The following is a 25,902-nucleotide window of genomic DNA, read 5'->3' as shown; positions in this document are numbered from 1 at the left end:
ATCAATACACTATGTAATTTACAAAACTCCTAATGTAGTGAACATTCTAATAAGTAGTAAACATGGTAATGATGTATCAAATGATGAAAACACAAAAATTTTGTTGATGCTTCAATCATAAAATAATGGTAAAAATACAAATTGAGATCAATTTAATAAAAATATATCGTATTTTATTTGAGAAGTTTCCATATGGGAGCTTTGACTTTTTCTCTGTCTTCACCTAGTACTATTGGCTCTACTCCAGCAATTTCGCAGAATTTAACCAATCTATTAACATGGTTACCTGGTATACCATGTATGTGATTTGCTGGAAATACATTTATAAATTCTTCATATGTTGCCTTTAGCTTAACATACATATGAGGCCAAGTTGGATTAGTTTGGTCTCTCAATTTCTTTTTTTCATCCTCTGGTAGATCTATAGATTCCCCTCTTACAATAACCATATATATTTTATCATCGTATATTCCAAGTCTTGCGAAAGTCATTTCACCTGGAGCTGCATCGAATTCTACTGAGGCTCCTCCTGCTGGGAAATACATCTCTATTGCTGGCCATAAGGTAACTTTTCTAAAGTTTTCTTCAGGGTTAAAACTTCTAGTAGCATACCAGCTTGCATGGTTTCCAGAATTTGCAAAGATCCAAAGATCCTTTTCAGGTACATAGAGTCTAACATCTGCAAAAAGCACAGGTAAACCTCCACTAACATACTTAAGTATTTGCATAGTTAATGCGCCAAAGGAATCTGCTTCAGTGGAACATACAAATGGCTCTTTAGTTCCATTCCAATCATATGGATCATTCATAAGCATTTCAGCGACATCAGTAATAACAACATGTTCTGTTAATTCTCTTTGACCCTTAATGCCGCAGAAATCGAATCCGTATTCTTCATTTATCATCTTCATAGCTAGATAAAGTCTCAGCTGTGTTTTCAGTTTTTCTGGAGTAAGCATTTTACCATCATACTTTATTCTATCACCAAGCATTTTACTAAGCCATTTAAAACCTTTCTCAACTTCCTCCTCAGAAACCTTTTCCATATATTTTACTAGGAGAAGCTGATCTATTTGATAAGCTGTTACACCAAATTTCTTCTGTATAGGTATCATGTGGAAATATCCTGTTTCCATACCCATTGAATGTCCTCCATATATTCCGTAGACTTGGCCTCTTAAGGAAACATATGCTTCAGCTGCCATGATCCAATCAATAATCTCTTCTTGTATTCTTGGATCTTCTATATCACCAATTACTCTATGTGTTATCATCCCAGCTTGTCTTAGTGCACCATCAGTTGCTAGAAGACCTACATTTCCTGGATATTCACCTTCATTATTAGAAACATTTAGTATTGGCTTATCCTTACCAAGAATATTCACAAGAGGCCAGACAAGATATGGATAATCCCATATATAGTATTGAATAATTAGTATCTTCACACCATTTTTAACAAAATACTCACCAACATCCTTAGAATCCTTAATGGAGCTTATTACTTTAGGAGCTACAACAACATCAGGTACCTGACCAGTAACATACTTAACCCTTGATTTTATTATTTCAGCTAATCTCTTCATACGCTTGATACACTCATTCTCAAGTCTCTCCATAACAGATCTTCTCTCATCTCCTAACATAGCAATTCCTATAGGAACTAGACGCAATCTATTCTCACCTAGTATTTGCTAAAACATTATTTAGATAAAAATTTTAATGAAAAAATAAAACGCAATAATTACTTTTAGCTATGTTTTACTTTTACTTAGCGTATTTCAAACCTCTTGTAAGTGCTGTTGCAGCAGCAATAAGCACTATGCCTACAACAGTTTGTTGAACTGCTATTTCAGTAATTCCAAGTAGAACCAATATATTCGATAATATGGTAAGTATTGCAGCTCCAAGCAATCCACTTAATGGATGTCCACTACCACCTGTCAACATAACACCTCCTAAAACACATGATGCTATAGCATTTAATTCAAATCCTCTAGCAGTCCAGGGATCCACAGCTAAGCCACTCATAGCAATTAACATAACACCTCCAATGCCATATAATGTTCCTGCCAATGTAAATGCTAAAAACTTAGCTAGATCTGCTCTTATTCCTGCAAGTCTAACAGCATCTTCATTACTACCAATACCATAAATATAACGCCCAAGAACTGTTCTTGTAAGCATAAAATATATAGCAATCACAATCATAAGTGTTATCACAAACCCCAATGGTATATAAGTTCCAAAATCTTGTACAAACACATTATATGCTGTAAGACCATATATCAGTTTGCCACCCGATATTACTATAACAAATGATCTCCAAATAACTAAAGCTGCTAGTGTTGCCACAAACGAATATATCTTGAACTTTGAAACTAATAATCCATTTATAGCTCCAATCATAGTTCCAAGAGCTATTGCGACTAGAATTGCCAGTTCTAAACTTCCATAGCGACGTATTACTAATGCTGAAAGCATTGCTGTAGCCGCTAATGCTGAGCCAGGACTCAAATCAATACTGCCCATTAGAATTATAAGCATTTCACCTGTTGCTATTAGAGTAAGTGGCGTTAACTGCATTAGTATTACCTTAATGTTTATGGGTTTTAGAAAATATCCAGGTGCTAATGCTATTGATACTATGATCAATAATATAAGTGGTACAACCGCTCTTGAAAGCTCATAGGTAAAGTAAACACCTTTGAACCATTTCCAAAAGCTATTAACAATACTTGCGTTTGCAGTAAATGCCTTCTTGGTTTTTTTCATAAGCACCACATCACTACTGGTTTAGGTTATTCCTGGCTTTTTAAGCCAAGATTTTGAGTATATCATCTCTATCAAGATTTTCATTTATGTATTCCTTAACTATGCTACCATCTCTCATAACATATATTCTATCCGCAATACCTAATGCCTCATCGACATCACTTGTTAAAATGATTGATGATACTCCCCGATCCCTTGAATATCTATATATAAGTCTTCTTATTTCTGCTTTGGCCCCAATATCTATGCCAATTGTTGGCTCATCAAATATTACAAGCTTTGCATTACTTAACATAGCACGTGCAACCAAAACTTTTTGCTGATTACCACCACTTAGTTGTTGTATATTAGCATATGGTGAAGGGGTTACAATACTTAGTTTTTTAATCATGTCACTACTCATTAAGACTTCCTTATCCAAATTTAGCCATATCTTGGCTTTGGTGAAGTAATATAGAGATGATATAGTCATATTTGAAGCAACTGTGAAATGAGGTATAAGTCCTTCTGTTCTTCTATCTTCAGGTAGATAAAATATTCCATACTTTACAGCTTCAGTAGGACTCTTAATTTTTATCTTTCTCCCCATATACTTAACCTCTCCAGAAAGAATTTTTGTTGCACCAACAATTGCTTTTCCCAATTCTGTTTTTCCAGCACCAACAAACCCAAATATTGCTACCACCTCCCCTTGATAAACTCTTAAATTTACATTTTTTAATGGTATTTCACTTGGAGAAGATGGTTGGGTATATATGTTAACCAATTCTATTAACGGTGTAGTTTTACTAAATTTTTCAATAAGAACCTTTGTATCCTTCTCTGTTCTAAATTTGTAAAGCTCTTCTGGTTCTCGTCCTAACATGAGTTTTATAAGTTCATGAGTATTTACATCAGTTGTCTTAACAGTGGCTATTTTCTCACCATTTCTAAGAATAGTTATTCTATCACATAACTCCATGGCTTCATTTACTCTATGAGTTACAAAAACCATTGCAATACCTTGTTTCTTTAACTGATTTAAAACCATGAAAAGTTTCTCTATTTCATGTAAAGAAAGAGGGCTTGTAGGCTCATCAAGTAAAAGAACTTTTGCATTAATACTTAGTGCGGAAATTACTTGAATAATCATTCTCTCAGCAGCACTTAAATCACGTACTTTTGTCTTAAGATCTAGTTCTATTCCAAGATTACTAAGTAAATTCTCAACATATTTTTTGAATTCCTTCCAATCAAATTTTGTTGCTAAATTGTTCCATGTGAATCCAAGCAAGGATATGTTTTCAAGTACTGAAAGATGAGGCATTACTGTTATTTCTTGGTGTACTAAAACAATACCATGTTTACGAGCATCTCTAGGTGATTTTATGTGGGTTTTAATACCGTTAATATATACCTCTCCCCTATCTGGTTTATAAACTCCATACAATATTTTTAAAAGAGTTGATTTGCCAGCACCATTTTGCCCTAATAAACCATGAATTTCACCATAATTAACATCAAAAGATACATTATTTAATGCTATAACACCAGGGAATGTCTTTGTTATGTTCTTTGCTAATATTGCTTGTGAACTGCTCATAGTTTAGCCCAATGATGCAATAAAGTTAAACTGTGTTTATAAATTTTAAACCTTTGATTAGAGGAACCAAATCAAAAAAGCTTAAATACTAAAACTGAGAAGAATATATAAGGGTAAGTGTAATGTCTACACCTAAAACAACAACACCATGGCTGTATGCAGCAATAGTTATAATAGTTATTTTAGCTGGATTGGTTGGATATTTTGCAAGTAGACCTCCTATTGAGAAAGTTACAACTGTAACAGTAGAGAGAACATTAACACAAACAGTATTGCAAACCGTACTGCAAACAATTACACAAACACAAGCAGCTGTTCCAGTTAAAAAGAAGATTACTGTATTCTTCTTTGATCCAGCTCCTGCAAATCCATGGTGGGATATCCTAGCTAAGGGTGTTGAAGACGCAGTAAGTGATTTAAAAGCACTTGGAATTGATGTTGATTATAGACGATTTGATGCTACATCATTAGATACTCAGATTTCACAGGTTCAGCAAGCACTTGCTTTAAAGCCTGATGTGGCTGTTGTAGGTCCAGTATCTGATGCTTTACAAGATGTTGTTAAGCAACTTAGGCAAGCGGGTACAAAGGTTATACTTGTTGATAGAGACTTTCCTGATCAAACTGCAAGAGATCTTTATCTTGGAACAGACAATAGATGGGCTGCAAGGATAGAGGCAGAAGCATTCTTGAAATGGTTAGAAGCCAAGGGCATTCCAAAGCCATGGAAGATAATAATATTCCGTGGTTTACCTGGAATTCCAACATCTTATTTAAGATATGAAGGATTTATGGACGCTTTAAAGCCATATATAGATCGTGGAGATGTTCAAGTTCTAGAAGAGGTGCAAGTGGATCCTGATTTGCTGCCTGAGTGCTATGCCAAGGCAAGCACTATTGTACCAAAGTACGGCAAAGGTGTAACAGCATATTTTGCCACTAACTTGTTACAAGCTATGGCTATTGTCCAAGCACTAAATGACAACAAGATAGCTCCAGGTGTTGATGTATATGTACTAGGATTTGATGCTCAAGTAACTGACTGGGTTAATCTCATAGCTAAAGGGCAAGTAGCATTAAGCATTCAGCAACATCCATACACAATGGGGTATTGGGGTGTTTGGGCAGGCTACTACCTAGTAACAGGACAGATGAAATTACCTGAAAAAGCTGTGATTAATACACCAACATATAAAGTTGTGCCATGCAACGCAACATACTCACTTTCCCTAGACTATTTCAAGATATCTCCAATAGAGCTTCTAAAGCTATCAGCACAACTATCCCCAACTAATCCACAACTTCATGCACCAGGATACTATGGTTTAGCATGTAGTTAAACACAATCTTTTTAAATATTTTAATTTTTATTAAAATATTTTGAATTGAAAGTAAAATTTATGTGTTTAAAGAATTTTCTAAACAATGTAAAGCTATGGCATTGCTAGATATTGTACAATATAATGAAAATAAAATTTGATTTTCAATCTTTTTGCTGTCATATTTCATATGTTGAAATAAGGTCATAATCATGTTGGGCTATACGATAAATAATACACAGAATAGCTTAATCTAATGGCTTTGCTAAGTTCATCAATAGCAATCCAGTCTTCAAAGCTAAGTCTCCAGTCAACAGAGCCTGCAAGTTCTGTTACTTGTTCAGGGCTTTTAGCACCTGGTATTGGAACAACAACAGGACTTGACATAACAAGCCAGTTTAGTGCCACTTGTGTTGGTGTTTTGCCATATTTTTCACCTATTTTCTTGAGTAGTTGAACAAGTGTCCACACTTTTTCAAAGTTTTGTGGATGGAATACTGGTTCTCTTGCTCTAACGTCTGTGAATTTTGGTAGGTTATCTGGTGTGTATTTTCCTGTTAGAGCACCTTTTGCTATTGGGCTCCAAGCCTGAAGTGTTATACCGTGTTTTTCTGCATATGGTATTATCTCTTCTTCTGCCCATCTCTCAACAAGATTATATCTATGCTGGAAAATCTCCACATCGACTTTCGAGAGATTGGATCTAAAGCTCTCAACAAGTTCAACAGGGTAGTTGCTTAGACCAAGATACCTCACCTTGCCCATAAAAACAAGCTTCTCCAAATACTTTGCATACATCCTAGTTGGATAGTTGTGCCAAACAGGTGGCCAGTGAATAAGAAGACCATCTATGTATCCAAGCCCTAGAACCTTTATCGAATGCTCAACAGATTTGAATATGTCATCTGGGGTTAGAAAGTCTGGTATTATCTTTGTTGTAACGAAAACATCATCTCTTTTAACACCAATTTCCTTCAAAGCCTTACCCAAAATATTTTCGCTTAAGCCAAGACCGTATGCCATGGCAGTATCGAAAAAGTTTATTCCAAGCTCAACAGCTTTTCCAACAACGCTTTTAGCTTTTTCATACTCTGTTACCCCCCATGCTTCACTAAATTGCCACGCCCCCAAACCTATTCTTGAAATCTTCTCTTTTGTTTTCCCAAGAGACACATACTCCACAAGTATTCACCTAGATTAGCCGGAACATTGTTATAATTTAAATTTTGCGTATATGAACACAGGCAAAAATCCTGCTGCAAAATTTAGCAAAGAATGCAATTGAATATGCAGCCATTTTTGTAAATATGTTAAAGTTCTTCCAAAGCATCTATAACTTGTGTCAATTCACCAATTAACGCTAATCCAATGTCTCTTAAGATAACTTTGTTTTTTCCTCTTCTCCTATCTATGTGTATTGCTTTCATACCTGCTGATAATGCCCCTCCAACATCCTCAATAACACTGTCACCCACGTGAGCAATTTTACTTGGCTCTAAACCAATGTTCTTTGAAAACATGAGAAAAATTCTTCTATCAGGTTTGTTAATTCTTGTTTCGTCAGAGAATATGGTCACCTCAAAGAGATTGTATATGCCAAGCCTTTTAAGCAAGTTGATTGTGTATATGCTGCTCCAAAAAACGGTATTGCCAATTATTCCAAGCCTAAACCCCAGTCTATGCAAAAGCTCTAAAGTAGTTATGGCATCACTAAAAATAATTTCTCTGGGATTTGCCTCTTCAAATGCTTCAGCAATTGCTTTTAAAATTGTGCTAATTTCAAGACCCAGCTCCTCAGCAAGAATGTTTTGAGACTCTATAACAATGTTGAATCCATCTACTTCACCAAGCCTTCTTCTCGTTTTACACTTCTCATAAACATTTAGAATAGTGCTCATAACCATGGCGCTGCTAAGACCATTAGAAAGCTCTGCAATTTTTATCGATATTAGATTAAATATTTTGTTTATATCAAGTAGAGTGTTCCACACATCAAAAGACAAAGCATGTACAGACACCATTGTTTTTCACCAAAATTGGTTCTTCATATAAAGGCAAATTAGAAGTGCAAATATAAGGTGATGCTATAAGAATTGCTATAGATAAGCATTTCAGAAATGACATAGCTTCTTTGTGAATCTAAATTAAAGAAACTTAGAAGAATGAAACTTGAGAAATGCAAGGCATTGCTATACTATACCTAACAACTCTCTTGTATATAGTGTTTGGATGTATTATAACAGTTTTGTTAATTTCATGTATGTTCAGAAAGCTTTTATCATCATTTATGAAAACATTTGTAGATATTCCCATAAGCATCTTTTGTAGTTCTTTTGTCCATGGTCATCGCTAAACAGGTGATTAAAAGAAGAACGCTTAACAATAAATAAAACACTTATAACACAAACCTTACTAATAAGCTGCTTATTGATTTACAAATAGCTCAACCTCTCTTGGCGTCACATAAAAACATATTTCCATGGTAATAATCATGATTTTATAGAACTCTACATAGAAAGGTTTACAACCTTAAATTAGCAAATCTTAGATAACATGAATAATGTGTAAGAATCGTTCTTAATAATAGGAAGCGTCGAATTTAAATGAAGCTATAACGACTCTTGTGCAGTATGTAGCTGCGATACCAAATAAAAACAGTTTCTCAATAGTATATGCTTTAAACATTTCATTATCTTGAAAACATTGCTACAGTTTGCTTAGTATACTCAGTAATAATTTTATTTTCAGCTAAACTTATAAACATGTAAACACAGGATGTTGTCAGGGAATGCACATGTCAAAGGCTGATTTTGAGCCATATCATATGTGGGTTGACAAAAACTATTCACCTGATTTCAAAAAGGATGTTGTTGTAACATTTAGGGTGACACCTGCTGAGGGCTTTTCCATAGAGGATGTTGCTGGTGGTGTGGCTGCTGAGAGTAGTACTGGTACGTGGACTACGCTCTATGTTTGGTATGATCAAAACAGGTTGGAGAGGCTCAAGGGCAGGGCTTACTTCTTCAAAGATCTTGGCGATGGTTCTTGGCTTATTAGAATAGCCTATCCTGCTGAGTTGTTTGAAGAAGGCAATATGCCAGGGTTCTTGGCGAGTGTCGCTGGAAACATATTTGGTATGAGAAGAGCTAAGTGGCTTAGAGTTGAAGATATCTACATGCCTCTTGACTTCATTAAATATTTCAAGGGCCCTGTAAAGGGTTTGCATGGAGTTAGAGATATTTTCAAGGTTTATGATAGGCCAATTGTTGGCACGGTTCCAAAGCCAAAGGTTGGCTATACTGCTGATGAGGTTGAGAAACTTGCATATGAGATTCTATCTGGTGGAATGGATTATATAAAAGACGATGAGAATCTTGCAAGTCCAAGCTATTGCAGGTTTGAGGCAAGGGCCAAGTCAATAATGAAGATTATTGATAAGGTTGAGAAGGAGACTGGGGAAAGAAAAGTTTGGTTTGCAAATATAACAGCAGATGTTAGGGAAATGGAGAAGAGATTGAAGCTTGTAGCAGACTATGGAAATCCATATATAATGGTAGATGTTGTTGTAGCAGGGTGGTCTTCTCTAACCTATATAAGGGATCTTGCTGAGGAATACAAACTTGCAATACATGCTCATAGAGCAATGCATGCAGCTATGACTAGAAACCCATACCATGGAATATCGATGTTCACATTAGCAAAACTCTTTAGAATAATAGGTGTTGACCAGCTACACATAGGAACACCAGAAGTTGGAAAGCTAGAAGCAAAAACAATAGATGTTATAAGAAATGCTAAGGTGCTAAGAGAAAACCCGTTTAAACCAGATGAAAACGACTTCTATCATCTACAACAAGAATTTGGATCAATAAAACCAGCTGTACCAGTGTCATCTGGTGGTCTCCACCCAGGTACTTTGCCAGAGGTTGTTAAGGTTCTTGGCAAAGACTGTGTAATGCAGATAGGAGGTGGAACAATAGGGCATCCAGATGGACCAAGAGCAGGAGCAGCTGCAGTTAGGCAAGCTCTTGAAGCAATTGCTAAGGGAATTCCACTAGAGGATTATGCAAGAGATCATAAAGAGCTTAGAAGAGCCTTGGAGAAGTGGGGAACAGTAAGACCTATATAAAACACAAAATTTTTTGCTTGAAATTAAATATTTTTCTGAACCCAGAATATGAACACCTTAGGTGTGTTACTATTGAGTATTGACATCATCAAAACTATTTCTGATTATCTAAAAGGGTCAAGGCCATCAGCTATATTCATTGATATAGATGGTGTTTTAACTATTGAAAGAGGTTCTTATGTGCTGGACTTGGAGCTTATAGAGCTTTTGAGAAAGGTCATGGCTTATGGAATTCCGGTTTGTCTTGTCTCTGGAAATGCATATCCAACTGTGTTAACACTTCAAAGATACTTGGGCTTAACACCAATATTTGTAGCTGAAAATGGGTGTGTTATTCAAGTGGGTAGAGAGCTTATCAAACTATGTAGAGAAAGTCTTGATTCACTAGTTGAAGATATTGAAAAAAGCTTTTCCCTAAAGAGATCAACAAGCAATTTGTATAGACTTTGTGATAGGGCATTTCATGTACCAGAACACATCAAATCTAACCCAGCCATGGCAAGAAAGTTGGAGAGCAGCATAATGGAGAAATATCCACATATATACGCACTGTACACAGGCTACGTCTTGCACATATATCCGCGATATTGCAGCAAAAGCAGTGCTATAAAGATAATTGCTGATAAAACAAATATTGATTTAAACAAATCAATAGCCATTGGAGACAGTGTTACAGATGTTGATATGATTAAGGCTGTAGGTATTGGCATAGTTGTTGGTGATGCAGATGAGGATGCTAAGAAAGAAGCGAAAATAGTTTTACCATTTAATGCATCAACATCAACAAAATACTTTATATCGGCACTGCTAAACTATATCTCTCAACACGTCTAAGAAACAATGTTAAAAAGTTATATTTTGTAAACTTCTCGTAATCTCATCCACATTTCCTCAAATTTCTCTTTGAATTTTTCATAGATTTTTGTCAGCTCCTTATCAGGATCTATAAACTCAACTGGTTTTAGAAACCTCTGCTTAATTTCACCAATATTTGTGTATATTTTGCTTCTGTAGAGCACTGGTATAATTGTTCCAACACCAATTAAATCACCATGAACAATAACTCTTCGGCCATATACAGAAGCTCTTATCCTATTCCAAAGCTTTGATTTAGCAGCACCACCAGTTAGGTTTACCTCGCTTATTCTAACGTTGAACAAGTTTTGAAATAGGTTTAGATACATGTTCTCCAGCATTGTTATTCCAAGTACGATGCTTCTCAATATTCTACCCACAACAATATCCCTAGGCTGATCATACATAGCAACATTTATAAATGCAGGTGCTAATTTTGGGTCGTAGAATGGACCTCTATCACCATATGGAAAGAATACATACTCTGTTCCAGCCTCAACAACTTCTATATATCTAAATGCCTCTTCTACAGAAAATCCAAAAACTTTTTCTGCAAACCATGAGAGGTAGGCACCGGTAAAACCTGTTGCAGATCCTGCTAAGTATCCATCTAGTGGATGTATGTGGTAGTATATGGCTGGATGCATAACAATTTTATCAACAGAAATTTTTGGTACTGTTGTAGAGCCTGTATATATATTCACATCTCCTTTTCCAAGAGCTCCACCAGCCAGTGCAGCTGCATTACCATCTGTCATACCCTGGTAAACAAATGCATTGTATAATCCAATGTTTTGCGCCATGCGACTTTTTGCCTTGCATATAAATTCTCCAGATGATGCTAGGTCTGGTAGCTTTTCTAGTTCAATGCCTATAGAATTGAACAGAAGCTCAAACCACTTTGGTGGTGTAGATAAAATGTCTAAACCAAACTTTAAAGCATTTGTATAATCTGTTTTAATGTCCTCCCACTGCTCTCCCTCATCATAGCAAAGTTTGTATAGAAGCCAGGTTGCTGCGGGAACAAATTTATAGATACCTTCATAGAGTTTACCAAAATGTTTCTTTATGTAGAGTATTTTAACAAATGGTGATGATGCATCAACACTAACACCATGTTTAGCAAGCTCATTAACAGCATCAACATTTTTTATTTCCTCAAATACATCACTTCTCTTCTCATAGTACATAACTGGACCATACAAAACATTACCATACTTATCTATAGCTACAAATGTGCCTGAGGTACTATCTATGGAAACGTGCTTTTCACAATCAACACAGTTTTTCACAACAGAAGGTGTTGCATTTTCTATGGCCTTAATCCATTCAACAACATCTTGCTTGGTTATACTGGCTTTTCCAGCAGATATAAGATTTCCTTCAACATCATACACCTCTACACGAACTCCACTACTACCAACATCTATTCCTATGAAAAACTGCTTTGCCATACTCTAATCACCTTCTATAGCCAATAACTCCAAGAAACTTTTCGTATGCTTCTTCATACTCGCCGCTATACCTAGGCTCAAAGACTCTGATCTTGTAAGAGTTTTTAATGTATTCTCTAAGCTCCTTCAAAGACTTTATAATACCTAGCCCAGCAACCTGCAGCAAAACATTGCCTATTGATGTGGCCTCTTCAGGTCCTGCATAAACAGTTTTGTTTGTAAAGTCAGCTGTTAACTGATTTAGGAACCAGTTTCTAGATCCACCACCAAATATGTTAATACCTCTAAGCTTTCTACCAAGCAAATCCTCTGCTTGTTCAAACACAAGTCTGTACTTAAATGCTAGACTCTCAAAAACAATTCTGAAAAGCTCTCCAAGACTCTGTGGCTTTCTCTGTCCTGTCTTCTCTAAATAAGCATTTATTGCTTCTACCATATTCTCAGGAGCTATAAAACCTTCATAATCTGGATCTATGAATGCCGTAAATGGTTTGGCTTCTTGAGCCATTTTCAATATTTCATCATACGATAGCTGCTGTCCCTTATCAGCCAAAACCCTTCTAATTTCCTCAACAATCCACATTCCCTGAATATTTCTTAGAAATGTTATTGTGTTAAATGCCCCACCTTCATTAGTGTAGTTGTATTCCATAGCCTTTTTATTTATAAGTGGATGGGGAAGCTCAACACCAACAAGAGACCATGTACCTGAGCTAACATAGCCCACATCTTCAGCAACCATAGGACCTGCAGCAATAGCAGAAGCTGTGTCATGGGTTGCAGGTGCAACAACATCTATATCCTTTGGAATATCAAGTTCAGAAGCAAGCCTTGGATCGATTTTCCCAATTCTTGTTCCAGGCTCTATAACCTCTGGAAATATATGTGTTGGAACACCCAAAGCCTCTAAAATATCGAATGTCCACTTCTTTGCCCCTGGGTCAAGAAACTGTGTTGTTGTAGCCTCTGTATACTCTGCAAACTTTTCTCCTGTTAGCCAATAGTTAAAGAGGTCTGGTATCATAAGAAATGTTTTCGCTATTTTCAGCTTTGGATCGTTGTGAAAAACCATTGAGAATATTTGATAGAGTGTATTGATTCTAATGAATTGTATACCTGTTCTCTCATAGATTCTCTCTTTTGGAACTCTCTTAAAAACTTCTTCCATCATACCCTCTGTTCTAGGATCTCTATATGTGTGAGGATTTTCAATAAGCATTCCTCTTTCATCTAACAAGGCAAAGTCTATACCCCATGTATCAACACCTATGGAGACAAGGTCTTTACCAAATTTTCTATAGGCCATTTTAATAGCATTCTTCATTTCATGCCATATTCTTAAAACATCCCAGTAAAGACTATCACCAACTCTAATCATGAAATTAGGCCATCTATAAAGCTCCTCAACACTTACTGTCTTCTCCTTCTCATCTACAACACCAATCATTGCTCTACAGCTTGAAGCACCTAAATCAAATGCCAGCACAATTATTTTGTTCATAATTTCACCATATAGTTATTAAAAGGTTCAGAAATAAAACTTTTTAATAAAGTTACTATAAGCAAGAATTACGAAGTTGTAACTATTTTTCAATTTTCACAATTCTTCTTTGTAAATAGTTTAAAAGTATATTATCCCATTTAACAAATAATGTAGCAGCCATTGTAGCAACCAATAAAATAGTTGAGAGCACAAACATTGTTGCCTCATTTCCTATGAAGAATTCTCCAAGAGCTCCCCAAACATTTCCAACAAGCAAAATCGATATTATCATTAGAAATTTTCCAATGAAGGTTACTGGCATAACTTTCCATATGCTATACCCCATCATGCCAAGTGGTATATACAGAACCTTATCAGGTAAATGTGTAAATGCAAATATGAATACCAATAAAGCAACAGCTTTGTATCCCCATATATCAACTAGTTTCAAAAGGCTTTCCAATCTATTGAAATACCCTGTATCCTTTAGTGCTGCTCTACTAGCTTTTCCAATAACCCATGCAATTGCCTCTCCAAGTGCAGAACCCAATCCACTTACTAGTGAAAGCAAAACAATGTAGCTCAAGCTCATTTTATATACTGATGCTATTAGAAACAATATATATGTGTATGGTATTGGAACTATAGATACAGATGCTACAAAGGAAATTAAAAACGATGCTAATAGAAAGTTTGTAGTGAGAAAGAAGCGAATAAAGGCTTTTCTAAAAACAAATATCACCATGCTTACTACAATAAGAATAAGAAGTGTTGAAAACGCTTCCAGAACCTTAATAACTTGAATAACCTGTTTAAAGATTCTCATGAGATGCACCAAGATAATTAATATTAGCAAACAATGCTTTTCGAAAACACCTCTTCCACATTAATATAACACATATAAAGTTATTAAGTTTTATTCTTAAAAGAATTCTAGTGATGAACTCGTAGGGTGGAATGAGTAGATGATTAGAGGAGGTTTCGGCTGATGAAGCTAAAGGTTAAATTGTTTTCAATATTTAGAGAAGCATTTAATGCAAAGGAGATAGAAATTCAAGTAGATGATGGAAACGAAATCACTATTGCAAAACTCAAGGAAATTTTATCAAATATGAGTTATAAATTTAGGGAATTGATGAATAGTATTGAACCAATTTTCATGGTTAATGGCATTGTTGCTACAGATTCCACCAGAGTTAGTGAGAGAGATGACATAGCATTATTGCCACCTGCTTCTGGCGGATCTAAGCATGTTTATGCTAAATTGTTTAAAGATGATAGTGAAATAGATTTTAATACTAGGATTGAGAGTGTTCTGAAGAGGCTTGGTGGAGAGGGTGTAGGCGCTATAGCAATCTTTATAGGAGTTGTTAAGGATGTTGTTGAAGGTCACAAAGTTAAGGAGCTTGTTTACGATGCCTATGAACCATATGCTACAAAAGCCTTAGAAAAAATAGCATTGGAAGAAAGCATGGTGGAAGATGTCAAGGCTATTGAAATTATGCATAGAGTTGGCTTGGCAAAACCAGGTGAAAAAACTTTGTACATACTCGTTGCCTCTAAAAATAGAAAAGATGCTTTGAATACCTTGTCAAGAGTTTTGGAAAGAGTGAAGCACGAGGTTCCTATATATAAGCTTGAGAAAAGAGATGATGGATATTTCTATGTAATTGGAGATGGAAAGAGAATTAAAAAGTCTAGCGAAGTTTCTTAACCAAAACAACTCTATTTTGTAAACCAACCTTTTCAATTCTAACATAGCCAAGTTTTTCAAGCTTCCTTACATGTCTCCACAGGGTTGTTCTTGGAATAGCAACATCTTTTTGCAACTCTGATTGAAGAGCAGATCCACCTCTCTTTTCAAGAGCTCTCAATATTGCTAAGTCAACTTCATTTAATAATTCCAATTCCTTTCCTTTCCCACCTCTAAATCTTATAAAATAAATGTAGAGTGACAAGGCAATTACAATAGCCAAGGCTATAACTATGAACAAGAATGCTGAAGATAAAAATTGTTGTGGCATCTCAGTTTTTTGTGTTGTAATTGGAGTTGATACAGTTGCTGGTGGCTTTACAATGTAGCTTATAACTTGCTTATCAGAAAACTCTATGTATAGTATAGACCTGTTTATGTATCCATATCTAGATATGTTTCTTGGAACATTTAACAAAATTATGTTTGGATCAAGTAATAACCTATACATATACCCATTTGAGAGATGAAGTGTAAAAACATTGTTTTCAATACTAACATTTGCCACATAGTTAATAGTGCAATTTCCACTAGTGAAAGCCACTACATATAATGCATTAGCACTGCTATTATATAGAAAAGGTAGTTCTTGGCCATTTAGGGAAATAGAAACTGTTTCAATAACTGGAGGCGCTGGTAAATAAATAATGTTTAAACCTGTTGTTAGATAAATAGTAGCATTGATGTGTACAACACCATTGCTATCTATGTATATAACACTAACAGGTTTTGAATATGCCAAGACCAAGCTACTCACAATTAGCAGAAACATAAATAGAGTTGCAAGTTTTAACATAACCACTTTTTCTTTTAACAATTAACTACACCACAATCATGATCAGTATTCTTTATAATAAGAATATATAGGTGTTTTTATATATTTTTGGGCAATGTAATGAGGTTAGATTCTTGAAAGAGTAGAAAGAATCTATTTTGACTATTTACATGCTTTTTTCAACTGTTAGCTTTTCCACGGTTTCTATATATTCTTGAACTTTTTTAGGTAAACCCTTAATCTCAACACTTATAAACCCTCTTAAAAGAATTGCTATGGCCTCGTCCTTTGCAAATCCCTTGCTTATGAGATAGTTTATTTCATCTTCAGCTAGTCTTCCTATTGAAGCTTCATGAGTTAAGATAGTGTTTGGGGTTAATGCATAGAGTTCTGGTATTGTTCTAATAACTGCCTTATCCGATAGCATAAGGCCTCTGCAGTCTATATGTCCCTTGCCATGTCTACCCATTATAGAGGCTCTAGCAACTATTTTAGCACTGTCTCTTGCTAAAGATCTTGAAACTATTTCTGCAGCAGCGTTTTCTCCATTGAGATTAGCTCCACTACCAACATCTATATCAGAATCCTCTAAACCAAGTATTATAGATGCTAAATATGTATATGCATTATCACTTAAATAGACAATTGGATATGTTTGAAGTGTTTTTACCTTTGAGAGATTAACGTAGTAGGAAATGTACTTACCATTAGGTCCTACATAAACAGCTGTTCTCGGTCTTACATGAGATACCTTATTCCATGAATGAACCATTACAAATCTAAGAGTTGCATTCTCTTCAACATAAAATTCCGATATACCTACATGAAGCCCTATTACTTCAGGTGCTATGGTGCAACCAGTATAAACAGTTGCTTCAGAACCCTTTTCAGCAATGACAATATTATGTGGTGCTTGCAAACCCCCTATACTCATAAATAAACAGGCCATTATAGGCTCTTCAACTTTAGTATTTTTCTTAATTCTTATGAAATATCCACCTCTACCTCTAAGAGCAGCTAAAGCAGTATACTTATCCTTGCCTGGATCAATAAGTTTCCAAACATATTCCCTAGCCTCATCTCTATTACTCTCCACAAAGTCTTCTATTTTCATAACCTCTACCCCTGGTATTTTGCTAAGATACTTAAAATAAAGTTGATCAACTTGTGTATAAAGAGCCTTGGCTGAAAGATCCACACCCACCTCCTTAACCCTAGACTCATCTAAGCTAGGCTTACCTTCTTTAACCTCTAGAAACTGTGTTACATCAACATCAATGCCATAGGGTGAGGGTTTGTTCAGGCCTTCACGAGCCCTAGTCTCTATTTCTTTAAGCCAGCTCCCTAAACCCATGCTTAAACACCTCGTCTATGAGCTCCTTACCATTGCAAGCTCTTATGGCTTTGGAAGCTATGATGCAAACCTTTGTAGGCTCTATGTATCTCGATATCAATGCAGAGTGAGTAACTATTATAGCTGATTTATAAGGAGATAACTCTATAACTTTTTTAATTGCTTTAGCCACAATTTCAATAGAATCAACATCAACACCACTATCAGGCTCATCTATAAGAGCTAGCTTAGGTTTTTGTGCTAGTAAAGTCGCTATTTCAACTCTTTTAAGCTCACCACCTGAAAAGCCCTTGCCAAATTCTCTATCAAGAAGATGCAGTATACCAAGATCATCAGCTATTTCATACACATCACATTTATTCTTGTGACACAAAGCCTCAAGCAATTGCCTAACTCTTACACCCATTAATTTCGGTGGTATTTGATGAGCTATGGCAATACCTTTAGAAACTCTGGTCTCCATACTAGTGTTAGTTATATCCTCTCCCTCAAAAAAGATTCTACCAGACACAATATTGTAACCAGGAAAACCCACTAAAGCTCTTAGCAAAGTTGTTTTACCTGCCCCATTGGGACCTAGAAGAAACACAACATCATTTTTCTCAACAGACATATTAACATCTTCAAGCACGATTTTCTCACTAACAGCTATGCTAACATTTTTAAGCAATAGCACACTCACATCAAGCACCCTATAGATTCGAAGAAATTATTCTTCTGCTAATAAGTATTAAGCATATCTTGCAAAACTTCTATGGCGTTTCTAGAGGTTGTGTCAAAAAAGTAGTGCTTTTAAAAAACCATGTATTTCCACTCTTTTATTAAGCAATGTAAAGAACTTTAAGAAAAGAACAGCATTTAAATACATAGGAAAAGTGTTGAATTCTTTACAACTGAAAGCCTTGCTCTTTAGGACGGGGATGGCTAAGGTTTATAAGCTCTTTATCCTCTATATCTTCGGGGTCTTGGCGGGCTACTCTCTAGCGGTTGCAATATAGAGATGGCCAATCTATCTCTATGCCCGTCAGGGCTCCGAGCGTGGTATCTTGAAGAGAGTGGTGATGCTGAGGCTGCTGCTAGATGAAGAGACTGAGGCGGGGTTGAGAGCTTTATGCAGTCTATCCTCTAAGCTTTGGAATGAGGTCAACTATGCTAGGAGAAGACAGTTCTTCGAAACCAAAAGAGTGGATCTTAGGAACACATACAAGAAGTTTTACGAGAAGTACAAAATGCTAATAGGTTCTGCTACAGCACAGCAAATCCTGAATAAAAACGATGAGCCTGGAGATCCTTCTTCGGATTGCTAAAGGCTAGAAAGGAGGGCAGAACACCACCATTCATGGCAAGGGTCAATCCACCGGGGTATAGGAAGAGGGGTGGGAGGAAAACGTTGTGGACTGTGCTTAGAAACGATCAGTATAGAATCGAGGGTGAATACATAATTATCAAGGGCCTGGGAGCTGTTGGATCTATTAGGATTAGATATTCTGGGAAGATACATATAGCTGGGAGGCAGGGTAGAGCTGAGATACACTATGACCATGACGAGAAGAAGTGATATGTACACGTATCATACGAGGTTGAGAGGAGGATAGTAAGAGGCAGCATCCTTAGAATACTTCTCAAACCTCTTGGAGATAGAGAAGCTGGAATAGATATAGGTATTAATAACCTCTTAGCCATATATGTTGAGGATAGATCTGCACTGCTAGTGAATGGAAGGTCATTGAAATCCATAAGCTTCTACTGAAGGAGCAAAATCTCTGATTACCAGAGTACTTTGAATAGATATGGTTTGAAGTTTTCTAAGAGGCTTAGGAGGATGTTTAAGAAGTGGAGAAGGCAGATCAAATGCTACATAGACTGGGCTGTTAGAAACTCTATAGAATGGTTATACCATAGAGGTGTGAGGAAGATATTCATAGGATATTCAAAGTATGTTTCTCAGAAGCCTGGTAAAGGCTCCAAGATAAACTTCGAGGTGATGCATATATGGAGCTATGGCTACTTATTAAGAAGGGTGAAAGAGGTTGGAGAGGAATATGGTATTGAAGTAGAGTATGTTGATGAGAAAGACACATCGAGAACATGCCCAATATGCAGAGCAATAGAAAATCATGAGAGAATATATAGAGGATTGCTCAAATGCTATAAGCATAACAAAGTATTCAACGCAGACCTCGTGGGAGCATTCAACATATTCTCAAAGAGAAGAGCCATATCCCCAAGCCCCGCACTAACCAGGGTAGGGGTAACGCGCCTAAGACCGGGCGCGAGGCTAAACCGGGTGGAGGCCCGGAATGTAGCCCAGACCTCCCCACACTAAAGGGAACCCTCACCCTTAAGGGCGGGGAGGAGGTCAGAGCATAAACAAATAGCTTTTTTGTGGATTTGTTAACCCAAGTGCTATTAATGCATTGCTTTTTTCTTTAATGCCATAATTTAGTATGAGACTGTAAAGCCTTTTTATGGATGTTGACTCTAGGCGTATAAATCTATCAGCATAGTCTATCGGTATTGGCACAGCATTTTGAGATGTGTTAAGCATCACATATTTCACAATCTCATCGATTCTCGATTTAGGGTAGACATCGAGTCTTATAGCCTGGGGATAGACCATGTCGCTAGGCGGTTTATAGAATATTATTGCTGTTTCTTTCATTGCGTTGCATAGCTTCTTCAGCTCTTCCCCTGCTTCCTCGCTTACACACATTTCAATTGTATCCAATATTGCCTGTATTCTTCTATGTTTCAACGCTTTTGAAAATCTCTTCATAATGTTTAAATGCTCCTTAAAGATGTCTAGATAGCTGCTTATCACAATGTATTCTCCTGGCTCAAGAACATAGCTGAGCATCACCTTATCATTTAATTTTCTCAGCCTGTTAGCAAGCTCAGGGTCTGATCTCTCGATATAAGATGCTATGAACGTGCTTGAAACCCTTTTAACAACTCCAACAACAGGCACATGAGCTTTATCGGCCTTGTTAAACAGTTTTAGCAGCATTGCTGAGCTGATCGAAATAAGTTCATCGATGTTCGAAACATTCTCCAGGGGATCCCCATGTACCTCTCTAGCTGGTTTGAAGAAAGATGGGCGTGTTGAGAAGTACAGAGATCCGTCGAGCATAACCATATCTGCATAACTATGCTTATCCAAAGCCTTTGCAGCTGCATCATACTCCATAATCTTTGCTGAGATCTCTATAGCAGTATTAATATGTTTTTCACTATTTCCAACAAGCGACACCACTCTGCATATCTCATAAGATGAGGTGCCGCTAGGGCCAACAACAACATATCCTGAGGCTACAACCCCAAAGACCCCGGATACTATCTCCAGTACAGGCTTGCTCCAAGTACTATCAACAGCTATAACTATTTTACTGCCTTGCTCCAAAGACCCAGAGAATCTCTTGATTTCTAGGATACTTCTGATCCTATCTCTATTCTCTAGAGCAGGCTTTGCATAGTTTGCATAGACCTTGTTTATAATGTCTCTAGCAGCTTCAACTAAAGCTGTTGTGAGCTCTGGATTCTCGTCTGTTAGCTCTATGGATCTCCCAGAAACCTCCTCATCTTCATGAAACATCTCTGACCCTCACCAGAAGTGGTCTTCTAAGTAGGTTGCCCAGGCCCGTGAAGAAGAATTCCCTTGGTGATAGAAGTGGAAGTGTATACTCCATATACTCTACACCCTCTAGCCAATTCCTCAACTCGTTATAGTCTCCAGATGTTTGCATCCTTGAGAAGAAAACAGTGTTTATGTTCCCCCTAATCTCTGGTGCAAGATCTATTACCCTTTGCGAGGATAGAATTAGTCCAAATCCCCATTTCCTACCCTCTCTACTGGTCTTAGCAATAATATCTTTTGCAGGGTCGCATCCATATGCACAGCAATAGTTGTGTGCCTCGTCAACTACAGCCACTAAATTAGCTTTACTTCTTCTGTATAGAATGTGTTCCCATATTCTCCTAATAAATTGGTGCACAATTGCGTTCTTAGCTCCATACTCTATCTCTGTAGACAAATCAACTATTATAACTCTTCTACCATTGCCACCAAGAAAATCTCTGACAACATCGTCAATCACAATAGATCTTCTAGAGAGGTTCTGCTCGAAGAAGCCTCTCCCAACCCTTGTGTATAGCAGTAGCTGAAGCTTCTCAATGGTTTGTTTCCTAGCACTCAGAGATAAAAGATAGTCGCTGAGGACTTTAACAAACTGGCTAAAGCTCCATTTAAACAGCCCCTTTGAGCTAAGCTCTTTATATCTCCTCAGAATCTCTTCGACATCCGTGTCCTCATCTCTTTTTCCAGTGCTCCTCATCTTTATTGGTAGACGTGTAGAATTAGCTTGCTCCTCAACGACACTTCTAATATATTCGATTACTGCTCCATAGACATATTCTTGTTGATCAGATTTTTTTAGACCCATTTGATCAGAAAGAATCTCGGTTATGATATCGGGGTCTAGAACTATCTTCGACGAGTCTATAACTGTAACCAAATCTTCTAGGCCTACCCATCTAGATAGATCGGCATAGTCAACACCTGTATGATCAAATATGATTACCTTGTAGTTTGGCACCTTTCTCAAAACCTCTTCGATAATTGCTTTCACTAATCTAGATTTGCCAGATCCAGTAGCACCCAAAACAGCTATGTGGTAGTCCAAGGCAATTGGATTAACATTTATCTCTAGATTAGCGAATTTGTGATAGCCTATGAAGAGGCCCTGGGGAAGTTTTAGTATATTTGATAGTGCATCACCTCTATCAACCGTGTATACATTGCTCCCAGGCCTCGGTATCGCAAAGCTGAGGGACACCCCACCACCAGGGTTTATCTCACCAATGATCTCAACATAGCTGTGCATAAGGGGTGCTGAGAAGCTGTGGCTTTTCTCGGGATCGAAAACTGTTGGAAGAACATTTACATCTATAGCAAGATCCTTTTTAGTGCTACTCTTAAACACTCCGAGGAACCTCCTGCCCTCGATAAAGTCGTCAACCACAGCCAGCATCTCATCCTTCACATAGTCCATTGCCTCTCTAGAAATTCTCACAGGTGCTATCGATGATCTTGCACCAGATGTGATAACACCTACAAGCCTACCGATATTCCTTGGATTCCAGCTCCACAAAGATTTCAACCCACGTGACTAAAGTTGTTCTTAAACAATATTTTTGAGGAGAGAGTAAAGCGAAAGTAACCCTATAGAACAATCCAGAGAACATAGTTTTTATCGTAGCAGGCTCTGAAATTGACATACTTAGAAACTTTCTCAAATTAGATGATCCAGCGGGTCACTATATGGTAGATACATTTATAAAGTCATTGTTGAGAGATTCGATAGGAATAGATCAATAAAGTTTCTGTTGAAGAGTTTCAGGAAAGAGGGTGTTGAACCTCCCACCAATGTTTTGGAGTAGGCTATAGACTTCTTTAACGCATTGTCGCATGGCTTGTTCTCTTTGAGAGAAGGTATGTAGATGGCATACGAAGACGATTTGAATGGAAGATGAGTCAGAGGCTTTACTATTGATATCAGATATGAGTATATGCCTACAGTTGAAAATGTAACTAGTCTATGGATATTCATTAAACGCTATTACCACAAAGATTCTGACTTTTCTCAGATCTTTTAGAGCTGCTGTTGCATGCTTGGTGTAGTGATGCTTAGGCCCTTCGACTAAAGAGCATTAGATGGGAAGGTGGTTATCTATCTCACTCAATAGAACAATATTGGCTAGGTCTTTTAGTTTGTTATAGAATTTTTCGTCGCTTGTCACAAGAAGAGCTTTTCTGTCTATGGTTAGTGATGTGTATACAGCATCGTAGATGCTGATGCCTGTTTTGAGTGAGAGTTCTACAGCTATAGTCCATGTATAGACATCTGGTTCTGTTGCTATCCCTAGATCTGCGATAGCCTTGACAGCTTCTATTATGTGGTTTGAAGAGAACTTGTATACCTTATGGAATCTAAGTGCATTAGCTACTTCTATAGTATGAGGTTCGGAGCCATCAATCTAACCAAGCCCTTTAAATGCATATCTCTAAGCTCTACAGCTTTCTCGAAATATCTTTCGGGTGTAAACCACTTAACAACTACACTAGCATTAACAACAATTATTTTCTCTCCCTTCACCTCATAATCTCATCAGCAGAATCATAGTCGCTAGGACCATAACTCCTCAGCATCTCCTCTCTAATCCTATCCATAGCCTCAGCAGCTCTCCTCATCCTCTCCAACTCCTCGAGCTCTCTCAGCTTATTCAAAATAGCTTCCTTCACAACCTCACTCCAGTTAACCTTCCTAAACCTCCTCATCTTCTCTCTAACCTCCTTTGGAACCCTAACAGCAAAGATCTCAGCCATGTATATACACCGTATATACATTACAGAAACAGGTCACATAAAATTTTATCAACTACCTACATTGAAAACTATTCTTCTAAATAAATCTTAGTAAGGCTTCCTCCACAGCTACACACTCTTTCTATTGGGTATCATCCTCTACTTGCCACGGCTATATAGAATAGATTGGGAAAACAGTCTCAAGTAAATGTTTTGCTATTTAGGGTTCTACAACTCTTCATATCCTCCACAACCTAGTCTACTATTTGCATGGACCTGTAGAAGCGAAGATTGGGTAGATTCAATTGCCTAGGTATATGTGAACTCATCTGTGCATTGAAGAAAACTTGGTATTTCCACCCTATTTAGAGTCAATACAACCCCATTTCACTTCACCACCTAACTAAAGCCTTTACACTTTACAATGCCTCACCAAGTGCCCTAACTGATTTAGTTAAGCCTTAAGAGGAGTCGGGGGCAGCGTCTACTCTTAGACCTAGTCTCAATCAATATCATTGTCACTTCCCACAAATGTGCAAATATAGTGGAAAGAGTCTTCATATCCCCAAGGCTCTGCATATCTGATGAACCTTGGAAGAACACTGAAGACAAGTAGATAGCCAGGTATAGCAGCAACTAACTCAGCTATTACATACATAGAGAAGCATAAAAATGCCCTGGCAAAGCTTCTAGATTTACTAAGAGGTTCCATAGAGACATGCAAGCCCAGCAACCCATGTGTTGCAAAACCTCAAAAATTTCATCGCCTTAGCCATGGCGGCAAATAGGCTACAACCTCTAGTGCTGCAAGCCTTCGGCGATAACCTCTGCTGCAAAGTTATTAGTAGAGGGTTTGTTGCTTAATGCACACATCTTTTTTCAGCTGGCTAGACCATTTGCCACTGGCTTTCGTTTTTGCTGTGTGAATCTTTTTATCAGAAATGTAATAGCTATAATAAGAGCTGACACAGTGATTATCCGCGAGATTATTATCACGGCAAATGTGATGTCGATGTTTAGAATCTTTGCCACAGCTCTTGGAAGTACATAAAATGAAAGTACCCATACAAGAGCTACAGGAAATGATGCTACAGCATATGACCCAAGGCTTATCAAGTGATTTTGGTAAAGCAATAGGAGCTTTCCTTGCACATATGCGTTGAGTATAAGCAGAATTGTCGATAGTATGAGGGCATTTGCAGTGCCAATAGAATCTATAGCACGTATTACAAGCCTCTCATTGTAGCTTAAAAAAACTATCCAAAACATAATGTAGAGGAGAAGAACCAGGCCTGTAGCCGAAATCCTTAACTTCATCTTCTTCTCCCTCGATGGCGACTGCAATGTGCTCACAATTAGTTACGGTATATAGAGTCTGTGGCGGTAGAGCTAAAAAATTTATGCAAATATGGTTAATGGAGCAGCTGTTGCGATGATGATCATGGTTGTTAGGGCCTTGGACAAAACCTGTTTATTTATTCAAACCGCTGGTTAGGAGAAGGCTGCTACCCGTCTATAAATTTGGAATTAAATCATGTGTATACCCAGCAAATCTACAAACTCATGTGTAGCTCTATGGAGTGGTCTTCTCTTTAGCAGTGATCGACTTTGCTGTGGCTTCGTGGCAAGGGGTTTCGTGTCTTGAGAAAGAGGTTAGGTGGCTATAAGTTCTGAAGCCTTGAACCTAGCCTATTAGCCACTAGTTCATCAGCTATGGCATACCGTGTACCAGGGTTAACCAGAGCCACATCCTCAAGAATGTCTATAGTAGTTATGGTGGGAGCTGCATACATATTTATAAAATTTAAGGGAATGAGATTTTATACTAATAAAGCTATCTATTGAATAAAAACAGTGTCAAAGATATTTACAACACCTCCACATTAACTACATTGAGTACTAAGGCCTTTATACTATTATATTAATCTTTTTGCTTCATTTTAGACTTTTGAGAAGTTTTCTAGCTGGGCATGCAGCTAACTATGGATTGGCACTGCCAAGAATCCTTAGGTTGGGGTAGAATCGAAGAAGCAGTGGAAAGGGGTAGAGGAAGATATGTATAGAG

General features: G+C 37.2%; 26 protein-coding genes. 8 read left to right on the top strand and 18 right to left on the bottom strand.

Features of this window, described 5'->3' with window-relative positions; translation table 11 throughout:
• Positions 1–173: 173 nt before the first annotated feature.
• The 3 genes from QPL79_RS06550 to QPL79_RS06540 form a co-directional block, all read right to left on the bottom strand.
• Complete coding sequence (locus QPL79_RS06550; RefSeq protein WP_285274002.1) at positions 174–1,670, bottom strand: L-fucose/L-arabinose isomerase family protein; 1,497 nt, start codon at positions 1,668–1,670, stop codon at positions 174–176.
• Between the two features lie 94 nt (positions 1,671–1,764).
• Positions 1,765–2,772 carry an ABC transporter permease gene (locus QPL79_RS06545; RefSeq protein WP_285274001.1) on the bottom strand — a complete coding sequence of 336 codons (1,008 nt, stop codon included), beginning with the start codon at positions 2,770–2,772 and terminating at the stop codon, positions 1,765–1,767.
• Between the two features lie 40 nt (positions 2,773–2,812).
• Positions 2,813–4,354, bottom strand: a complete 1,542-nt coding sequence (locus QPL79_RS06540; protein ID WP_285274000.1) for a sugar ABC transporter ATP-binding protein — start codon at positions 4,352–4,354, stop codon at positions 2,813–2,815.
• 122 nt (positions 4,355–4,476) lie between these two features.
• Here QPL79_RS06540 and QPL79_RS06535 point away from each other — a divergent pair, with 122 nt between their 5' ends.
• Entirely contained in the window at positions 4,477–5,694 is a 1,218-nt protein-coding gene (locus QPL79_RS06535; protein ID WP_285273999.1) for a sugar ABC transporter substrate-binding protein, read from the top strand.
• A 189-nt stretch (positions 5,695–5,883) separates the two neighbouring features.
• On the opposite strand, the gene QPL79_RS06530 is transcribed toward QPL79_RS06535, so the two are convergent.
• Both QPL79_RS06530 and QPL79_RS06525 read right to left on the bottom strand, forming a co-directional pair.
• Complete coding sequence (locus QPL79_RS06530) at positions 5,884–6,855, bottom strand: aldo/keto reductase (RefSeq protein WP_285273998.1); 972 nt, start codon at positions 6,853–6,855, stop codon at positions 5,884–5,886.
• Positions 6,856–6,983: 128 nt separating this feature from the next.
• Positions 6,984–7,694, bottom strand: coding sequence for an HAD family hydrolase (locus QPL79_RS06525; protein WP_285273997.1), 711 nt, complete (start codon positions 7,692–7,694; stop codon positions 6,984–6,986).
• A 773-nt stretch (positions 7,695–8,467) separates the two neighbouring features.
• Between QPL79_RS06525 and rbcL the strand changes: the two genes are divergently transcribed.
• On the top strand, positions 8,468–9,802 hold the full coding sequence (gene rbcL / locus QPL79_RS06520) for a type III ribulose-bisphosphate carboxylase (protein WP_285273996.1): 1,335 nt from the start codon (positions 8,468–8,470) through the stop codon (positions 9,800–9,802).
• 72 nt (positions 9,803–9,874) lie between these two features.
• Positions 9,875–10,636, top strand: a complete 762-nt coding sequence (locus tag QPL79_RS06515; protein ID WP_285273995.1) for a phosphoglycolate phosphatase — start codon at positions 9,875–9,877, stop codon at positions 10,634–10,636.
• Between the two features lie 17 nt (positions 10,637–10,653).
• Here QPL79_RS06515 and QPL79_RS06510 read toward each other — a convergent pair whose 3' ends face one another.
• From QPL79_RS06510 to QPL79_RS06500, 3 genes are all read right to left on the bottom strand, one after another.
• On the bottom strand, positions 10,654–12,111 hold the full coding sequence (locus QPL79_RS06510) for an FGGY family carbohydrate kinase (RefSeq protein WP_285273994.1): 1,458 nt from the start codon (positions 12,109–12,111) through the stop codon (positions 10,654–10,656).
• A 7-nt stretch (positions 12,112–12,118) separates the two neighbouring features.
• Positions 12,119–13,612: a rhamnulokinase gene (locus QPL79_RS06505; RefSeq protein WP_285273993.1), complete on the bottom strand. Its 1,494-nt coding sequence runs from the start codon at positions 13,610–13,612 to the stop codon at positions 12,119–12,121.
• 82 nt (positions 13,613–13,694) lie between these two features.
• Complete coding sequence (locus QPL79_RS06500) at positions 13,695–14,420, bottom strand: YqaA family protein (RefSeq protein WP_285273992.1); 726 nt, start codon at positions 14,418–14,420, stop codon at positions 13,695–13,697.
• 162 nt (positions 14,421–14,582) lie between these two features.
• Here QPL79_RS06500 and QPL79_RS06495 point away from each other — a divergent pair, with 162 nt between their 5' ends.
• Positions 14,583–15,308, top strand: a complete 726-nt coding sequence (locus QPL79_RS06495) for a molybdenum cofactor biosynthesis protein (RefSeq protein WP_285273991.1) — start codon at positions 14,583–14,585, stop codon at positions 15,306–15,308.
• Here QPL79_RS06495 and QPL79_RS06490 read toward each other — a convergent pair.
• The 3 genes from QPL79_RS06490 to QPL79_RS06480 form a co-directional block, all read right to left on the bottom strand.
• A complete protein-coding gene (locus QPL79_RS06490) occupies positions 15,292–16,164 on the bottom strand; it encodes a helix-turn-helix transcriptional regulator (protein WP_285273990.1) in 873 nt (290 codons plus the stop codon). The genes QPL79_RS06495 and QPL79_RS06490 overlap by 17 nt on opposite strands.
• Positions 16,165–16,288: 124 nt before the next feature.
• Complete coding sequence (locus QPL79_RS06485) at positions 16,289–17,476, bottom strand: SufB/SufD family protein (RefSeq protein WP_285273989.1); 1,188 nt, start codon at positions 17,474–17,476, stop codon at positions 16,289–16,291.
• On the bottom strand, positions 17,454–18,158 hold the full coding sequence (locus tag QPL79_RS06480) for an ATP-binding cassette domain-containing protein (RefSeq protein WP_285273988.1): 705 nt from the start codon (positions 18,156–18,158) through the stop codon (positions 17,454–17,456). The genes QPL79_RS06485 and QPL79_RS06480 overlap by 23 nt, the downstream gene beginning before the upstream one ends.
• A 379-nt stretch (positions 18,159–18,537) precedes the next feature.
• On the opposite strand from QPL79_RS06480, the gene QPL79_RS06475 reads away from it, so the two are divergent.
• The 4 genes from QPL79_RS06475 to QPL79_RS06460 are packed head-to-tail and all read left to right on the top strand — an operon-like array spanning position 18,538 to position 19,802.
• Positions 18,538–18,783, top strand: a complete 246-nt coding sequence (locus tag QPL79_RS06475) for a hypothetical protein (RefSeq protein WP_285273987.1) — start codon at positions 18,538–18,540, stop codon at positions 18,781–18,783.
• Positions 18,777–19,034, top strand: coding sequence for a hypothetical protein (locus QPL79_RS06470; protein ID WP_285273986.1), 258 nt, complete (start codon positions 18,777–18,779; stop codon positions 19,032–19,034). The genes QPL79_RS06475 and QPL79_RS06470 overlap by 7 nt, the downstream gene beginning before the upstream one ends.
• A gap of 33 nt (positions 19,035–19,067) precedes the next feature.
• Complete coding sequence (locus QPL79_RS06465; RefSeq protein ID WP_350309094.1) at positions 19,068–19,226, top strand: hypothetical protein; 159 nt, start codon at positions 19,068–19,070, stop codon at positions 19,224–19,226.
• A 30-nt stretch (positions 19,227–19,256) separates the two neighbouring features.
• Positions 19,257–19,802 (top strand): zinc ribbon domain-containing protein, encoded by a 546-nt coding sequence (locus QPL79_RS06460; RefSeq protein ID WP_285273985.1) that lies wholly within the window; start codon positions 19,257–19,259, stop codon positions 19,800–19,802.
• A 33-nt stretch (positions 19,803–19,835) separates the two neighbouring features.
• On the opposite strand, the gene QPL79_RS06455 is transcribed toward QPL79_RS06460, so the two are convergent.
• The 7 genes from QPL79_RS06455 to QPL79_RS06425 all read right to left on the bottom strand — a co-directional run bounded on the left by QPL79_RS06455 (position 19,836) and on the right by QPL79_RS06425 (position 25,181).
• Positions 19,836–21,068: a DNA double-strand break repair nuclease NurA gene (locus tag QPL79_RS06455; protein ID WP_285273984.1), complete on the bottom strand. Its 1,233-nt coding sequence runs from the start codon at positions 21,066–21,068 to the stop codon at positions 19,836–19,838.
• Positions 21,058–22,623, bottom strand: coding sequence for an ATP-binding protein (locus QPL79_RS06450; protein WP_285273983.1), 1,566 nt, complete (start codon positions 22,621–22,623; stop codon positions 21,058–21,060). Before QPL79_RS06450 ends, QPL79_RS06455 begins: the two co-directional genes overlap by 11 nt.
• Positions 22,624–22,806: 183 nt before the next feature.
• Positions 22,807–23,082, bottom strand: coding sequence for a hypothetical protein (locus QPL79_RS06445; protein WP_285273982.1), 276 nt, complete (start codon positions 23,080–23,082; stop codon positions 22,807–22,809).
• Between the two features lie 399 nt (positions 23,083–23,481).
• The gene (locus QPL79_RS06440) at positions 23,482–23,628 is read right to left on the bottom strand and encodes a PIN domain-containing protein (protein WP_285273981.1); all 147 of its coding nucleotides are present in this window, start codon (positions 23,626–23,628) and stop codon (positions 23,482–23,484) included.
• Complete coding sequence (locus tag QPL79_RS06435) at positions 23,625–23,858, bottom strand: AF_0619 family ribbon-helix-helix protein (RefSeq protein ID WP_285273980.1); 234 nt, start codon at positions 23,856–23,858, stop codon at positions 23,625–23,627. Before QPL79_RS06435 ends, QPL79_RS06440 begins: the two co-directional genes overlap by 4 nt.
• A 481-nt stretch (positions 23,859–24,339) precedes the next feature.
• Positions 24,340–24,561, bottom strand: coding sequence for a hypothetical protein (locus QPL79_RS06430; RefSeq protein WP_285273979.1), 222 nt, complete (start codon positions 24,559–24,561; stop codon positions 24,340–24,342).
• A gap of 155 nt (positions 24,562–24,716) precedes the next feature.
• Positions 24,717–25,181 (bottom strand): hypothetical protein, encoded by a 465-nt coding sequence (locus QPL79_RS06425; RefSeq protein ID WP_285273978.1) that lies wholly within the window; start codon positions 25,179–25,181, stop codon positions 24,717–24,719.
• Positions 25,182–25,902 lie beyond the last annotated feature (721 nt).

The sequence above is a fragment of the Ignisphaera cupida genome (assembly GCF_030186535.1).
GTDB classification, from domain to species: domain Archaea; phylum Thermoproteota; class Thermoprotei_A; order Sulfolobales; family Ignisphaeraceae; genus Ignisphaera; species Ignisphaera cupida.
Note: the sequence above shows the minus strand (reverse complement) of the source record. Positions and strands in the feature narration are given on the sequence as shown.

Coding starts and splice junctions, on each gene's coding strand:
- QPL79_RS06485 (WP_285273989.1), bottom strand. CDS start 17,476: ATGGGTTTAGGGAGCTGGCTTAAAGAAATAGAGACTAGGGCTCGTGAA.
- QPL79_RS06540 (WP_285274000.1), bottom strand. CDS start 4,354: ATGAGCAGTTCACAAGCAATATTAGCAAAGAACATAACAAAGACATTC.
- QPL79_RS06435 (WP_285273980.1), bottom strand. CDS start 23,858: ATGGCTGAGATCTTTGCTGTTAGGGTTCCAAAGGAGGTTAGAGAGAAG.
- rbcL (WP_285273996.1), top strand. CDS start 8,468: ATGTCAAAGGCTGATTTTGAGCCATATCATATGTGGGTTGACAAAAAC.
- QPL79_RS06535 (WP_285273999.1), top strand. CDS start 4,477: ATGTCTACACCTAAAACAACAACACCATGGCTGTATGCAGCAATAGTT.
- QPL79_RS06525 (WP_285273997.1), bottom strand. CDS start 7,694: ATGGTGTCTGTACATGCTTTGTCTTTTGATGTGTGGAACACTCTACTT.
- QPL79_RS06475 (WP_285273987.1), top strand. CDS start 18,538: ATGCTGAGGCTGCTGCTAGATGAAGAGACTGAGGCGGGGTTGAGAGCT.
- QPL79_RS06455 (WP_285273984.1), bottom strand. CDS start 21,068: ATGTTTCATGAAGATGAGGAGGTTTCTGGGAGATCCATAGAGCTAACA.
- QPL79_RS06510 (WP_285273994.1), bottom strand. CDS start 12,111: ATGGCAAAGCAGTTTTTCATAGGAATAGATGTTGGTAGTAGTGGAGTT.
- QPL79_RS06505 (WP_285273993.1), bottom strand. CDS start 13,612: ATGAACAAAATAATTGTGCTGGCATTTGATTTAGGTGCTTCAAGCTGT.
- QPL79_RS06500 (WP_285273992.1), bottom strand. CDS start 14,420: ATGAGAATCTTTAAACAGGTTATTCAAGTTATTAAGGTTCTGGAAGCG.
- QPL79_RS06495 (WP_285273991.1), top strand. CDS start 14,583: ATGAAGCTAAAGGTTAAATTGTTTTCAATATTTAGAGAAGCATTTAAT.
- QPL79_RS06545 (WP_285274001.1), bottom strand. CDS start 2,772: ATGAAAAAAACCAAGAAGGCATTTACTGCAAACGCAAGTATTGTTAAT.
- QPL79_RS06445 (WP_285273982.1), bottom strand. CDS start 23,082: ATGAATATCCATAGACTAGTTACATTTTCAACTGTAGGCATATACTCA.